The sequence below is a fragment of the Microbacterium tumbae genome, from assembly GCF_054780175.1.
The window spans coordinates 958603-973255 of record NZ_BAAGWV010000001.1 but is presented as its reverse complement, the minus strand read 5'-3'; the positions used below and the strand labels follow the sequence as shown (position 1 = coordinate 973255).

Annotated in this window: 13 protein-coding genes; 4 read left to right on the top strand and 9 right to left on the bottom strand. The window is 68.6% G+C overall.

What is annotated here, in order from left to right; all coding sequences use genetic code 11:
* Nucleotides 1-69: 69 nt before the first annotated feature.
* Together ACYVGQ_RS04480 and murJ are read left to right on the top strand one after the other, a co-directional pair.
* On the top strand, nucleotides 70-2163 hold the full coding sequence (locus tag ACYVGQ_RS04480; protein WP_460783329.1) for a DUF6049 family protein: 2094 nt from the start codon (nucleotides 70-72) through the stop codon (nucleotides 2161-2163).
* On the top strand, nucleotides 2160-3776 hold the full coding sequence (murJ, locus tag ACYVGQ_RS04475; RefSeq protein ID WP_460783328.1) for a murein biosynthesis integral membrane protein MurJ: 1617 nt from the start codon (nucleotides 2160-2162) through the stop codon (nucleotides 3774-3776). Before ACYVGQ_RS04480 ends, murJ begins: the two co-directional genes overlap by 4 nt.
* A gap of 47 nt (nucleotides 3777-3823) precedes the next feature.
* On the opposite strand, the gene ACYVGQ_RS04470 is transcribed toward murJ, so the two are convergent.
* The gene (locus ACYVGQ_RS04470) at nucleotides 3824-4570 is read right to left on the bottom strand and encodes a GolD/DthD family dehydrogenase (protein WP_460783327.1); all 747 of its coding nucleotides are present in this window, start codon (nucleotides 4568-4570) and stop codon (nucleotides 3824-3826) included.
* A 245-nt stretch (nucleotides 4571-4815) separates the two neighbouring features.
* Between ACYVGQ_RS04470 and trxB the strand changes: the two genes are divergently transcribed.
* Nucleotides 4816-5781, top strand: coding sequence for a thioredoxin-disulfide reductase (gene trxB / locus ACYVGQ_RS04465; protein ID WP_460783326.1), 966 nt, complete (start codon nucleotides 4816-4818; stop codon nucleotides 5779-5781).
* 69 nt (nucleotides 5782-5850) lie between these two features.
* On the top strand, nucleotides 5851-6174 hold the full coding sequence (trxA, locus tag ACYVGQ_RS04460; protein ID WP_460783325.1) for a thioredoxin: 324 nt from the start codon (nucleotides 5851-5853) through the stop codon (nucleotides 6172-6174).
* A 100-nt stretch (nucleotides 6175-6274) separates the two neighbouring features.
* Here trxA and ACYVGQ_RS04455 read toward each other — a convergent pair whose 3' ends face one another.
* From ACYVGQ_RS04455 to ACYVGQ_RS04420, 8 genes are all read right to left on the bottom strand, one after another.
* Nucleotides 6275-6961, bottom strand: coding sequence for a PIG-L deacetylase family protein (locus tag ACYVGQ_RS04455; protein ID WP_460783324.1), 687 nt, complete (start codon nucleotides 6959-6961; stop codon nucleotides 6275-6277).
* 31 nt (nucleotides 6962-6992) lie between these two features.
* Nucleotides 6993-7880 carry a carbohydrate ABC transporter permease gene (locus tag ACYVGQ_RS04450; protein WP_460783323.1) on the bottom strand — a complete coding sequence of 296 codons (888 nt, stop codon included), beginning with the start codon at nucleotides 7878-7880 and terminating at the stop codon, nucleotides 6993-6995.
* On the bottom strand, nucleotides 7880-8854 hold the full coding sequence (locus ACYVGQ_RS04445) for a carbohydrate ABC transporter permease (RefSeq protein ID WP_460783322.1): 975 nt from the start codon (nucleotides 8852-8854) through the stop codon (nucleotides 7880-7882). Before ACYVGQ_RS04445 ends, ACYVGQ_RS04450 begins: the two co-directional genes overlap by 1 nt.
* Before the next feature lie 62 nt (nucleotides 8855-8916).
* Nucleotides 8917-10221 (bottom strand): extracellular solute-binding protein, encoded by a 1305-nt coding sequence (locus ACYVGQ_RS04440; protein WP_460783321.1) that lies wholly within the window; start codon nucleotides 10219-10221, stop codon nucleotides 8917-8919.
* A gap of 25 nt (nucleotides 10222-10246) precedes the next feature.
* On the bottom strand, nucleotides 10247-11203 hold the full coding sequence (locus tag ACYVGQ_RS04435; RefSeq protein WP_460783320.1) for a GNAT family N-acetyltransferase: 957 nt from the start codon (nucleotides 11201-11203) through the stop codon (nucleotides 10247-10249).
* A gap of 111 nt (nucleotides 11204-11314) precedes the next feature.
* On the bottom strand, nucleotides 11315-12502 hold the full coding sequence (locus tag ACYVGQ_RS04430) for an exo-beta-N-acetylmuramidase NamZ family protein (protein ID WP_460783319.1): 1188 nt from the start codon (nucleotides 12500-12502) through the stop codon (nucleotides 11315-11317).
* A gap of 312 nt (nucleotides 12503-12814) precedes the next feature.
* Nucleotides 12815-13150 (bottom strand): tryptophan synthase subunit alpha, encoded by a 336-nt coding sequence (locus ACYVGQ_RS04425; protein WP_460783318.1) that lies wholly within the window; start codon nucleotides 13148-13150, stop codon nucleotides 12815-12817.
* A gap of 9 nt (nucleotides 13151-13159) precedes the next feature.
* Nucleotides 13160-14608 (bottom strand): sugar porter family MFS transporter, encoded by a 1449-nt coding sequence (locus ACYVGQ_RS04420; RefSeq protein ID WP_460783317.1) that lies wholly within the window; start codon nucleotides 14606-14608, stop codon nucleotides 13160-13162.
* Nucleotides 14609-14653: the final 45 nt, after the last annotated feature.

Here is a 14653-nt window from a genome sequence, read left to right as displayed (position 1 = left end):
CGCCTAGAATCACAAGGTCCGTACTCACGAACCGCTCGCTTCGCGGCGTTCGAGGAAGACCCGAAGACCGTGATCATCCCCCGAACCGTCCCGCGCGTGCGCAGGAGCCCCCGTGCCCGCGTGCTCGCGGCGCTCGTCGTCGGCATCCTGGCCACGCTGCTCGCCGGGATCGCGGCACCCGCTTCCGCCTCCGTCGTCGACGAGGAGGAGCAGAAGGACGGCACCGTCGAGATCGCTGTCGATCTCGGCGACCGCGGAGCCGCGTCCGCCGATGCCCCGCTGTCCGGCGCCATCACGGTCGAGAACGGCGTCGCCGAGGAGCTCACGGCCGGGCAGATCTCGCTGGAGCTCTCCCGCGCCGCTCTGGCCGATCAGGACGCGGTCTCCGCGTGGATCAACACCGGTGACGCCGCGGGGACGTTCACGGCCGTCTACTCCGCTCCGACCGCCGTCATCGCCGCCGAGACGGCGATCGAGGCGCCCGTCTTCGTCACGGCGGAGCTGCTGCAGGGGCTGGCCCCCGGCGTCTACCCCGTGCGTGCGACGCTCGCCGGGGCGGAGAGCGCGGGAAGCGGCACCGCCTGGAACATCTCGGTCCGCTCCGTGCTGACGATCCGATCGGATGCCGCGCCCCGGGTCGCCCTCCTCGTCCCGATCACCGCGACGCCGGCGTCCGGCGATCTGCTCAGCTCCGACGAGCTCACCGCCCTCACCGCCGCCGACGGCGCCCTGACCGCGCAGCTCGACGGCGTCGCCGGCACGGCGGCGGTCATCGCAGTGGATCCGGCTATCGTCGCGGCCATCCGCGTGCTCGGGACGTCGGCTCCCGCATCCGCCGTCGAATGGCTGAGCCGGCTGGAGACCCTGTCGAACGAGGTCTTCGCGCTCCAGTTCGCCGACGCGGATGCCACGACGCAGGCACAGGCCGGACTCACGGGCCTGCTCAAGCCGACCACGCTGGACGTGTTCCTCGATGCCACCGCCCTCGCGCCCGAGGATGAGCCGACGCCCTCGCCCACCCCGGCGGACGCCGAGCCGACCCTGCCCTCCGTCTCCGAGCTCACCGCCGTCGCCGGTGAGCTCCCCGGCGTCCTCTGGCCTCGAGGGGACGTGTCCGCGGAGGACCTCGCCGCGTTCTCCGGCTACCTGGGCGAGGAGACGGTCACGGTGCTGCCGTCCGCCTCCGCCGACAGCACGGGTGCGAACGCCCGCATCGGCGACTCCCGCGTGCTCGTCGCCGACAGCGCGCTGTCCGATCTGCTCTCCTCGGCGATCGCCGCCACGTCGCCTGCGGCGCGGGCGGGGATCCTGGCCGAGGCGACCGCCGCCCTGCACTTCGCCGGGACTCCGGAGTCCGGGATCCTCATCGGGCTGGACCGGGACGAGACCCGGACCGCCGACGCGCTTCGCGAGGTGATCGACACCGCAGGCCCGGGAACGCTGACCTCGCTGGGAGCGACCGCCCCCGGGCGAGCCACGCTCACCTCCGAGCCCTCCGATGCGCGGGCGGCCAGGCTGACGCAGCTGCTGGACGACGAGGACCGCCTGGAGGCCTTCGCCACCATCCTCGCGGACCCGCAGGTCCTGCTCGCACCGGAGCGGATCGGCATCCTGCGGCTGCTCGCCGTGGGGACGCCGGAATCGGACTTCGCCCCCGCCGTGACCGCGCATCGCGCGGAGACGGCCGCGACGCTGGACGCCGTCGACATCCAGGCGTACACCGGGCCGATCCAGCTGATCAGCGCGAACGTGGCGCTGCCGGTGTGGATCCGCAACGATCTGCCGTGGCCGGTGCGGCTGACCCTGGAGGTGCGGCCGTCCGACCCGCGCATCGACATCGAGCCGTACACCGAGGTCGAGGCCACGGCCTCGGGGAACACCCGCGTGCAGCTGCCCGTCGCGGCCCGCGTCGCCAGCGGCGAGCTCGACGTGCGCTTCAGCCTGACGAGCCCGACGGGCGTGCCGATCGGACAGTCGCGCAGCGCGGAGGTCACCGTGCGGGCGGAGTGGGAGAACATCGGCCTGGGAGTGCTGGGCGGGGTGATCGTGCTCCTGCTCGGATTCGGCGTCGTGCGCACCGTCCGCCGCAGACATCGCGAGGCGATGACATCGGACGCCGGGACGGCGGATCCCGCCGGGGCAGCCGACGAGGGGGGACGATGAGCAGTCTCGGACGCGCGAGCGCACTCCTGGGCGCGGGCACCCTCGTCTCCCGTCTGACCGGTCTGCTGCGCACGATCGTGCTCGTCGGCGTGATCGGGTCGAACGCGTCCGCCGCGGCCGATGCGTTCGCCGTCGCCAACCAGCTGCCCAACAGCGTCTTCAACCTCATCTCGGTCGGCGTGCTGACCGCGGTGATCGTGCCGCAGATCGTCAAGGCGTCCGGCCATGCGGACGGCGGGAACGCCTTCATCTCGAAGCTGTTCACGCTCGGCACGGTCGTTCTCGTCGGCGCCACGGCCATAGCGATGCTGGCCGCGCCCTGGCTGGTCTCGCTGCAGCTCAAGCCGGAGAACATCGACCAGCAGGCCCTCGCCACCGCGTTCGCGTACTGGTGCCTGCCGCAGATCCTGTTCTACGGCCTCTACTCACTGCTCGGCGAGACGCTGAACGCCCGGCGCATCTTCGGTCCGTTCACCTGGGCGCCGATCGCGAACAACCTCATCTCCATTGCAGGCTTCCTCATCATCGGCGCGATCTTCGGCGAGAACCTCGTGCATCTCGACGACTGGACGCCCGACATGGTCGCCTGGCTCGGCGGCGTCGCGACCGCCGGCATCGCGGTGCAGGCGCTCATCCTGCTCGTGTTCTGGCGCAGGACCGGACTCGCCCTGAAGGTCGACTTCCGCTGGCGCGGAGTGGGCCTCGGCGACGTGGGCCGCGTCGCGGGCTGGACGCTGCTCATGGCGCTGTCCAGCATGGCAGCGGGCTTCTACCAGAACTGGGTCGCCAACGAGGCCTCCGGTGAAGGAGCGGCCGTCACGGTGATGAACAACGCCTGGCTGATCTTCATGCTGCCGTACTCGATCATCGTGCACTCGATCGGCACCCCGTACTTCACCCAGCTCTCGGAGCACGCCGGCGCCGGCCGCGACGACGACGTCCGCGCCGACATCTCGCGCAGCATCCGCACCCTCGGCTTCTTCCTGCTCGGGGCGACGGCCGCCGTGGCCGCCGCCTGCATCCCGCTGTCCCGCATCTTCACGAACTCCGCCGCGGATGCCGTCGAGGCGGCCGTCGTGCTGATCTGCTATCTCGTCGGGCTCCTCTCGCTCGCGGTCCTCTTCATCATCCAGCGGACGTTCTACGCCTACGGCGACACCCGCACCCCGTTCTTCTTCACCCTGTTCCAGTGCCTGCTCGTCGCGGCGACGGCGACCGTGGCATGGGGCCTGTCCGCCGCCGGGATCCTGCCGATCACGCTCCTCGCGGCGGCCGTCGCCCTCGGTCAGTCCCTCGCGGGAACCGTGCAGACCATCGTCGCGACCGTCCTGCTGCGCCGGCGGCTCGGATCGCTCGAGACCGAACGGTGGATGCGGGCGCTCGGCCGCTTCACGCTCGCCGCGATCCCGGCGGCGGCGGCCGGATGGGGCGTGTTCCTCCTGCTCGGCGGCATCGACGGCTGGACCGTCGGGGACAAGATCTTCGGCGCCCTGGGCGCCGGCATCATCGGCGTTGCGGTGCTGCTCGTCTACGTCGTGTGCTTGTGGGCGCTGCGGACGCCGGAGCTGCAGGTCGCCTCCGTCCTGGTTCGGAGGATGCTGCCAGGGCGCTGATTCATCACTCGGGCGCGATCGCTCGGATCCCCGCACGGGGACGCACCTTAGACGGTGGTGCGGCCGCCGTCTATGACGACGTTCTCGCCGGTGATCATCGCGGCCTCGGGGCTTGCGAGGTACGCGATCAGGGTGGCGATCTCCTCGGGCTGCGCGAAGCGGCCGACGGGGATCTCCGCCTTGGCCCGCTCACCCTTCTCGCCCGCCCAGGCGGCTTTGCCGAGCGGGGTCTCCACCACGGTGGGCGAGACGCAGTTGACGGTCACGCCGAGCGGCGCCCATTCCTTCGAGAGCACCTTCGTGAGCCCGATCAGCGCGGCTTTGCTCGCGCTGTAGGCGGCGTGCTGGTCGAGGCCGATGAGCGCTGCCTGAGACGCGAGGTTGATGATGCGGCCGTAGCCGGCTGCGGTCATGACGCGGCCCACGGCTTGGGCCATGTAGAAGCTGGCGCTGAGGTTGACGTCGAGGGTCGCCTGCCAGCGTGCGGCGGGAACATCGACGGCAGGGTCCAGGAGCGCGACACCGGCCGAGTTGACGAGCACCGTGGGGGTGCCGATGTCCTCGACGACCTCTGCGACGATCTCCGCTGCGGCGGCGGGGGCGGTGAGGTCGCGGGCGATGCCGCGATGCGGGCCGCCCGGCAGGGCGGCGGTCAGCTCGACGACGCGTTCGCTCAGGTCCAAGCCGACGATGCGGGCGGCGCGGGCGGCGAAGTGGTGGGCGACGCTGTAGCCGATGCCGCTGGCGGACCCCGTGACGACGACGACGTCGACCGGTTGTTCCCTGCCATTCATGCTTTCTCCTCGAAGTCCTCGATGGCCTGCGCCTTTGCATCGGACGGGCTGGCGGGGTCGAAACGGTCGTCGAGCCATTCCTCGGCCAGACGGCGGGCGACGAGCTCGGGGCCGATCAGTCGCGTCCGTCTCCGACAGCGCGCATGCGCGCTCCACAGACGATACCCGCCGACGTCCCGCCCGCGGGAATGCCTCGCGGCTACCATTGTTGGAGCAGGAGTACACCTTCCATCGACGGAGAGCACATGCGTCAGGTCATCATCATCGGCTCCGGTCCCGCCGGATTCACAGCCGCCATCTACGCGGCTCGGGCGAACCTCGCCCCGCTCCTCATCGCGAGCTCCGTGGAGGTCGGCGGAGAGCTGATGAACACCACGGAGGTGGAGAACTTCCCCGGCTTCCCCGACGGCATCCAGGGTCCGGACCTCATGGCCAAGCTCCAGCAGCAGGCCGAGAAGTTCGGCACCGAGGTCGTCTACGACGACGTCACCTCGCTGGAGCTCGACGGGCCGGTCAAGAAGGTCGTCCTGGGATCGGGGGCCGAGCACGAGTCGCGCACCCTCATCTACGCGACCGGCTCCGCCTACCGCAAGCTCCACATCGAGGGCGAGGAGCGGCTCTCCGGGTACGGCGTCTCCTGGTGCGCCACCTGCGACGGGTTCTTCTTCCGCGAGAAGGCGATCGCCGTCGTCGGCGGCGGCGACTCGGCGATGGAGGAGGCGACCTTCCTCACGCGCTTCGCCGACAAGGTCTACGTCATCCACCGCAAGGACTCCCTCCGCGCCTCGAAGATCATGCAGGAGCGCGCCTTCGCGAACGAGAAGATCGAGTTCATCTGGAACAGCGAGGTCGCCGAGATCCTCGGCGGAGACAGCGTGACCGGCGTGCAGCTGCGCTCCACGGTGGACGGCACCCTGCGCGACCTTCCGCTGGACGGCCTGTTCATCGCGATCGGCAACGACCCGCGCACGCACCTCGTGCACGACAAGCTGAAGCTCACCTCGGAGGGCACGATCTGGGTCGACGGGCGCAGCTCGGTGACCTCGATCCCCGGGGTCTTCGCCGCCGGCGACGTCATCGACCCGCACTACCGTCAGGCGATCACGGCCGCGGGATCCGGCACGGTGGCCGCCCTCGACGCCGAGCACTTCCTCGCGGATCTCGAGGACGCCTCGGTGGAGGAGCCCGCTGCCGAGATCATCGTGGCCTGAGGTCGGCGGAACACTTTCCCCTCGCCCGCTGTTGTAGCAGGCGACACCGAAGAATCAAGGAGATTTCTGATGACTGCTAAGGCGACGAGCCAGGCGACGTGGGATCAGGACGTGCTGCAGGCCGAGGGCACCATCCTGGTCGACTTCTGGGCCGAATGGTGCGGCCCGTGTCGCATGGTGGCTCCCGTGCTGGACCAGATCCAGTCCGAGAACGCCGACAAGATCACCATCCTCAAGCTCAACGTGGACGAGAACCCCGAGCTGGCGATGAAGTACCAGATCACCTCGATTCCGGCGATGAAGGTCTTCGCCGCCGGCGAGGAGCGCAAGACGATCATCGGCGCCAAGCCGAAGTTCGCCCTCGAGCAGGACCTCGCCGAGTTCCTCGGCTGAGACCGCACGACGACGAGGGGCCGCACTCCGTGGAGTGCGGCCCCTCGTGCGCGCTCACCAGGACGGCACGCGGTCTCTCACCAGGACGACGCGGTGCGACTCACGGTCCCGCGAGCTCCGCGCCCTTCTCGCCGCGACGGAACCCGCACGCACGCGTCGTGCCGGCGAGGCATCCCTTCGCGAGCATGTTGGCGCTGTAGTAGTCGATGTACCGGAAGCCGTACGTCTCGCCGCGCGCGAATGCCTGCCCCTGGATCGCCGCGCGCCACGTCTCGTAGGCGGCATCCGGGATCTCGACGTAGACGTCCGGGGTGAAGCCCTCCGCATCCTCCCAGTTGTCGGCATGCAGGAACTGCGAGATGCCGTGCCTGCCGTGGGGGCTGTCCACGGGCAGCGACGCGAGGAAGCGGGCGCGCTCGGCGAGGACGGCCGCGCGCGCATGATCGCGATGGATGCTCTTCGTCCAGTGCGTGATGAGGATCTCGGGCTTCTCCTGCCGGATGATGTCGGCGATCTGCTCCGCGGCGGAGTCGTCATCGGGCAGGAATCCGTCCGAGTAGTCCAGCACGCGGAACTCGGCGCCGATCGCGGCGGCGAACGCCTCGCCCTCGGCGACCTTCTGCTTCCGGTAGTCGTCCGGGCTGACGGTGGGGTGCCCCCGCTCGCCATAGGTGCACGCGAGGATGATCGCGCGATCTCCCTCCTGCACCATCTTCGCGAGCGTCGGGCCCGCGGTGAGGTCCATGTCGCCGATGTGCCCGCCGATGGCGAGTACGGTCCTGCTCATTGTCATCACTCCGTTTCGTGGGGGGCCGAGGTCACTTCATGCCGCTGAGCATGACGCCGCGGACGTAGTACTTCTGCAGGAAGAGGAAGATCAGCAGCACGGGCAGGGTGCTGATCACGATGCCGGCCATCACGATCGGCATGGTCCGGTTCGGGTCGATGAAGCTCTGCAGCATCTGGATCCCGACGGGCAGCGTCATCAGGTCGGGGTTGGCGGAGGCGATCAACGACGACCAGATGTACTCGTTCCACTGGCCGACGAACGTGATCACGCCGAGGGTGATGGCCACGGGCGTCGCCTGCGGCAGCACGATGTTGAAGAACAGACGCCATTCGCCGGCGCCGTCGATGCGGGCGGCCTCCAGCATCTCGTCCGGCACTCCGACCATGAACTGGCGCATCAGGAAGATGCCGAAACCGCTCACCAGGAACGGCAGCATGAGCGAGACGATGTTGTTCGTCATCCCGCCGAAACCGCCCTGGCCGAGGATGTTGTTCCCTCCGACGAGCGGCCAGTTCAGCATGATCAGGAAGTCCGGGATGAGCAGCAGGAACGGCGGCAGCATCATCGTCGCGAGCACGAACCGGAAGATGACGTCCCGTCCGCGGAAGCGCAGCTTCGCCAGGGCGTAGCCGGCCATCGCGGAGGTGATGAGGACGGATGCCGTGACCACGAGCGTCACGACCGTGCTGTTGAGGAACAGCTGGCCGAGCTGGAGCTGCTCGAACGCGGCGGCGTAGTTGTCCCACGTCCACGTGTCGGGGAAGAAGCGGTACGGGAAGATCCCGTACTCGCCCGGTCCCTTGAGCGAGCTGAACACGGTGTCGAAGAACGGCACCACCATCATGACGCCGCCGATCGCGACGACGAGGTAGGAGATCCAGGGGAACGGGTGACGCTTGCGCTGTCGGAAGCCCATCAGTCGTCTCCTCCGCTGCGACGGCTGATCCAGAGCTGGAGCAGCGTGATGATGAAGATGATCAGGAACAGCACCATCGCCATCGCGCTGGCCGTTCCCCACGCGCCGAACTTGAACGCCTGCTGGTACATCTCGAAGGCCGCGACATTGGTGGCGTTCGCGGGTCCGCCGTCCTTGGTCATCACGATGATGAGCGCGAACGACTGCAGTCCGGCGATGCACTGCGTGATGAAGACGAACACCAGCGAGGGACGCAGCAGAGGCAGCGTGATGCTCCAGAACGTGCGCCAGGAGTTCGCCCCGTCGATCTCGGCCGCCTCGTACATCGTCTTGTCGATGCCCTTGATGCCGGCGGTGAGGATGAGCACCGCGGCGCCGATCGACGCCCACGCCTGCACGACCGCCACGGAGGGCAGGGCGAGGGTGGGATCGGAGAGGAAGCCGATCGAGTTCACGCCGACGGCGTTGAGGACCGCGTTGATGAGTCCGGCCGGCTGATAGAGCATCTTCCACACGTTGCCGATCGCGACGACCGTGGCGACGACGGGGAGGAAGTAGAGGAAGCGCCAGAAGCCCTGGAACCGCAGACGCTCGATGAGCTGCGCCACGACGACGGAGCCCCCGACGGCGAGCACCACGGCGATGATCGCGAACAGGAACGTGTTGACCAGGATCGGCTGGACGAAGGTGCTGTCCAGCCGCAGGATCTCGGCGTAGTTCTGGAAGCCGGTGAACTCGATCCTCGTGAGGTCGAATCCGCCCCAGGTCGACAGCGACAGGAAGATCGCGAAGAACGTGGGGAGGATGAGGAAGACGGTGAAGAACAGCAGGGAAGGCGCCAGGAACAGGTAGCCGGCTCTGGCTTCGCGGCGGAAGCGTCGCGAGCGCGGATTCGCCTTGGTCCCGACCGTCGTCACGGCGATCGTCTCCCCGGCGGCCTCCTGAGCCGCCGTCATGAGTGTGGGGTTGGCCATCGGCCCCTCCGTGTGGTGTGTGCGGAGGGCGGGGACTCGGATGTCCCCGCCCTCCGGTCCGGCTACTGGGCGTCGATCTCCTTCACGAGCTTGTCGAAGGTGTCCTTCACATCGGCGCCGTTGACGATGATGTCGTTGAGCGCGGTGTTCGTCGACGTCTTGGCCTCGTAGGCGTTCGAGGCGTTCGACTCGGCCATCGCATAGTCCGCCGCCGCGTAGATGGCCTCCAGGTTGGGCTCCTCGGCGAGGTACTTCGGCCCGAGGATCTCCGCGTCGGCGGTGCGCGGCGGAATGAGGCCCTGGGTGGCGAGGAAGTCGCCGAGCGCCGTCACGCCGTCCGCGTTCTCGTGCGAGTTCAGCCAGCTGAGGAACTCCCAGGCCTCCTCCTGATGCTGACTGCCGGAGTTCACTCCCGTGAAGAAGCTGTACGCGAGCGAGCCCACGTCGCCCGCTTCGGGCCCGGGGATCGGGGCGACGCCGACATCGGCGTAGTCGTCGCCCATCGATGCCTTGAGGCTGCCGATCCACCAGCCGGCCTGCACGGCCATGGCCACGCCGCCGGTCGGGAAGGCCTTCGTCGGCATGATCGAGGTCGACGTGGCTCCCGTCTCGGCGAGGTCCGCTTCGAGCTGCATGACCTCTTCGGCGCTGTCGTCCATCGCCGAAGTGCCGTCCGAGGCGAGGAACTCCCCGTCGGCGGAGTCGAGCAGCGAGAGGAACGGATGCACGGTGTGGTTGTCGCCGTCCTGGATCAGCGACAGGCCCTGCACGATCGTGTTGCCGGAGCCGTCCTTCTCGGTGGTGGCGTCGGCGATCTCCACGAGCTCGTCCCAGGTGGCCGGAGGCGCGTCGTAGCCGGCATCCGCGAGGATCTGCTTGTTGTAGAACAGCGCATAGGTGTTGAACTCGGTGGGATAGCCGAGGATCTGGCCGTCGCCTGTCGTGACCGAGGCGAGGGCGGCAGGGCTGTAGTTGTCTGTGATGTCGGCGGCGACGTCCTCGGGCGGAGCGGAGAGCACGCCATTGGCCTGCAGCTGGCCGCCCCAGAGCGAGTAGGAGCTCACGATATCCGCGCCGCGGCCACCGGTCTGGCGCACGTTGAGCGTGGTGAGCAGCTCGTCGAAGTTGACGGCCTGGGACGTGACCTGGATGTCGGGATTCTCCTCGTTCCACTGATCGATGAGCTCGCCGATGCCGGTCTTGAACGGGTCGCTGCCGTAGTGGCTGAGGAATGTGAGCTCGACGACGCCGTCGTCTCCGCCGCCTTCCGCGCCCGTGGTGCATCCGGCCAGGGCCAGGGATGCCGCGCCGGCGAGAGCGGCGGCGGCCATCACGCGCCGGTGACGACTCTGTGCTGCAGACTTCATGTGATTCCTCTCGGGTGGTTCCGCGTCAAGCGGCGGTGGGGGCGTGCAGGATCGTGAAGGTGCGAGTGATCTCGAACCCGGTGCTGAGGTAGAGGTGCCCGGCGGCCGAAGTCTCCTCGGTCCAGAGGAACCACGCGCTGTGGGCGCCGAGCGCCCGCATCCGCTCGAGGGTGAGGTGCAGCAGGATCTTCCCGAGCCCGGTGCCGCGGCTCTCCGGCAGGACTCCGAAGGGGCCGAAGCGCTCCAGCACGTTCTCGTAGGTGCCGTGCATCGCCCAGCCGAGCATCGCCCCCTCCGGGCTGCGGCACACCATGATCCGCTCGAGGGACTGCCCGCCGAGGACGCCCTCGCGGATGCCTCGGGACCAGTCGGCGTTGAACGTGTCGGCGATCTCGATGAGGTCGACGAGGTCGTCGCCGGTCGGGTTCGAGAACGTCCAGCCCTCGGACCGCATCCGGGCGATGCGGTCGCGCACGTCGTCCGGCATCGCGTAGTCGTTGAGGGTCCGGTCCATCGCCACCGATGTGTACTGGGTCTGGAAGCCCATGGATCGCAGGAACGCGTCGGCTTCGGGATAGCGGTCGGCGTCGAGGCCGGGGAGGAAGTAGTTCGGGGTGTACGAGGAGAAGTACACGGTCTCCACGCCGTGCCCGTGCAGCCAGGCCTTGGCCGCCGTCATGAGGGCGGTGGCGATGCCGGCACGACGGGCGGACGGCACGACGAAGAAGAAGGGGATCCACCCGGACGCGGGCTCGAGGTCATCGGCATCCGCCGCGATCCGTCGACGGACGGCGTAGACGGCGCCGAGGATGCGGCCCTCGGACTCGGCGAGGAGAAGGCCATCGGCGTCGAAGTTGCGGTCGAGCAGGATCAGGTCGCGGAAGCGGTCGTAGCTGATGCCGTCTGCGGGCGCCGCTTCCGTCCAGGCGCGTGCGATCTCGGGGCCGTCGCCCGCGCGGAAGGTCCTGATGAGGCTGTCCATTGATGTCTCCTGGAGAGGGGTCGGGCCGTTCGGGCGATGGATCGAAAGTACATTCACCGTCGCAGATATGTCAATAAGTTTTGAACACCTTTAACACTGCGGAAATAGTTTTCAGCGCGTGTAGAGCAGGATGTCGTCGCCGTAGACGTCGGCGACCGGGCGCGCTGCGTGCGGGAGAGCCCCGAAGCGTCCTCGGCCATCGAGAGCATCGCGCAGAGAGGTCGAGCCCCAGAGCCGGTCCAGGGCGTAGCCGGTGTCGCCGGGGTCCAGCCGCTCACCGGCGTCGAGACTGCGCACGCTCTCGGGGGCGACGGATCGCGCAGCATCGAGGATCGCCAGCGCCGTGCCGACGGCGTCGTAGGCCCGGTGATCGATGATGTGGAGCTGGATGCCGCGTGCGGTCCGCCCTACGTGCTTGTGGAAGGTCGGCTGGAAGGCGATGTCCCGGAAGAGCACGCCCGGCAGGTCCCGCGCCCTGAGATCGGCGGCGAGATCGGCGGACAGGAACGGCGCGCCGATCGTCTCGAACGGGCGGGTGGTGCCGCGCCCCTCGCTGAGGGTGGTCCCCTCGACGAGTCCGGTGCCGCAGAACGCATAGACGGAGTCCAGGGTGGGGATGTTCGGCGACGGCGGCACCCAGGGCAGGCCGGTCGCCGTCCAGTCCTCGGTCGCACTCCAGCCCGTGAGCTCGACGACGCGCAGATCGATGCTCAGGCCATCGGCGGCGAGATCCCGCGCGGCGAAGAGCCCGGCGAGCTCTCCCGCGGTCAGCCCATGGCGCTGGTGGATGTCGCTGCGCCCCACGAAGCTCGTGAATCGCTCTGCCGAGACGCCGGGCCCGGCCAGGACGGCTCCCCCGAGCGGGTTCGGCCGATCCAGCACGGTGAACGGCAGCCCCAGCCGCGCGGCGCTGCGCATGGCGTCGTACATCGTCCAGATGTACGTGTAGAAGCGGACGCCGATGTCCTGCATGTCGAAGGCCAGCGCATCGACGCCCGAGGCGATGATCATCTCATCGAGCTTCTGGCCCTCGACGAGGTAGGTGTCGCTGAACGGCAGACCTGAGCGCTCGTCCCGCGCGATCGAGGTGCTCTCGCCGGCCTGGACCGCTCCGTCGAGGCCGTGCTCGGGTCCGAAGAGGTGATGCAGGCGGACGCCGGCGCTCATCAGGGCGTCGATGTTGCGCGAGAGATCCGGCATCGTGCCGGTGAAGTTGGTGAGGAGTCCGACACGGCTTCCCGTGATCAGCTCCGGCTCTGCGGCCGCGCGCTCCGCTCCGATGCGAATCCGTGACGTCATGGCGAACTCCCTCGTGGTCATGAACACGCGTCCGCGGCGGCCCATCGACCCGCCCGCCGTGCCTATGTCACCTTTTTACCACTTCCAAACGATTTACGAAAATCATGTTCATTCTGAGCATGGACCCTCTCCTCGATCGAGGGGAAGGACGTGAGCGGAGACCTCACGCATGCGCGCGGCTTCGGACGCCGCGACGATCCTCTTCGCGGCCCGCCGCCCGCACGCGATCCTCGCCCGCGGCGGGCGCGTCTCGCACGCAGTTCACGCACTCGATCGCATGATGCGACCTCACCCTCACCGTGCGGTGCGCGATCAGGACGCGTCGGCCACCCGGGGGTCCCATAGCCGGTAGCGCTGCGACTCGTCGAGCAGCCCCCAGACGGCGGGCGTGAGCTCGGGGTACTCCAGCGCGATCTGCCGCATGACGCGGTAGTGCCGCGCGGCATTGGGACGGACGCCGTCGTTGGCGGCGATGTTGTCCGCGCGGAGCAGGTAGACGACGAGCTCGTCGACGCTCGGCAGCTCCTCCATGAAGTCCCAGGGATCCTCACCGCCCAGCAGCCGCTCCTGAACCAGCACGGCGAGCTCGTCCGCCGCTTCGGCGCGCAGGACCTCCAGGCTCGCTCTGCGGGGGATGGCTTCGGTCACCCGTCAAGCCTACGCGCGCTTCGGACGTCCCCGGCGCACGACGTCCACCGTATCCGTCATGGACTCCAGCTCCCTGCCCTTCGTCTCCGGCACCTGGAAGAGGACGAAAAAGAACGACAGGAGGGCGAAGAACGCATAGAAGCCGTAGGCGAAAGTGAGGCCGATCTCCGCGAACGCGGGGAAGGTCGTGGAGATGAAGAAGTTCGCGATCCACTGCGCCGCGGCGGCGACCGCCAGCGCGCCGGCACGGATCGAGTTGGGGAACATCTCCCCCAGCAGCACCCACACCAGCGGCCCCCAGGTCGCCCCGAAGAACACCACGAAGCCGTTGGCGCAGATCAGGGCGATGAGCGACCACGGCTGCGGGAGGACGACGCTGCCGTCCTCGAGGGTCCCGAACGAGAACGCCACGGCCATGAGACCCAGGGTCACCGCCATGCCGACGGATCCGGTCAACAGCATCGGACGGCGGCCCACCTTGTCGACGAGCAGGATCGCGACGATCGTGACCGCGATGTTCGTGATCGAGGTGATCACCGAGGTGAACAGCGCGCTCGACTCGTCGAAGCCCACCGACAGCCAGAGCGTTGTCGAGTAGTAGAAGATCACGTTGATCCCGACGAACTGCTGGAAGACGCTGAGCAGGATGCCGACCCACACCACCGGCTTCAGTCCGAGTCGGCTGCCCCGCAGATCCTTGAGCGACTCCTTCCGCTCGGTGTTCAGAGTGGAGCGGATCTCCTCGATCTTGAGGTTGACGTCCGTCTCGCCGCTGAAGTCGTAGAGGACCTGGGATGCCTTGTCGAGGTCTCCCCTCGCGACGAGGAAGCGCGGCGACTCGGGAAGCCGGAGCGCCATGACGCCGTAGACGATCGCGGGGATCGCCTCGGCCATGAACATCCATCGCCACGCGTCGATCCCCCACCACAGCGGCGCGGCCGCGCTGCCGGCGGTGTTTGCCAGCGCGGCGTTCGAGACCAGCGCGGCGAAGATGCCAAGGACGATGGCGAGCTGCTGCAGGGATCCGAGACGGCCGCGGATGCGGGCCGGAGACACCTCGGCGATGTACGCCGGCGCGATGACGGAGGCCGCGCCCACACCGAATCCGCCGATGACGCGCCAGACGATGAGGTCGACGACGCTGAACGCGAGCCCGGAGCCGATGGAGGAGACCAGGAACAGAATCGCGGCGATCACCATCACGGGGATGCGTCCCCACCTGTTCGCGAGCGACCCGGCGAACCAGGCGCCGACGGCACAGCCGAGCAGGGCCGAGGAGACGGCGAAGCCCTTCAGCGCCGCACCCAGGTCGAAGGCGCCGGCCAGAGCGTCGACCGCGCCGTTGATCACCGCCGTGTCGAAGCCGAAGAGGAATCCTCCGAGCGCCGCCGCGATGCTGATCCCGATGACCCTGCCGCTGATGCGCCCGGCCGGCCGTGCTGACCTGTCCTCCGACATGGATGCTCCCCCGCTCTCCGGGCGAGTCTACGGTGCGGGATGCCG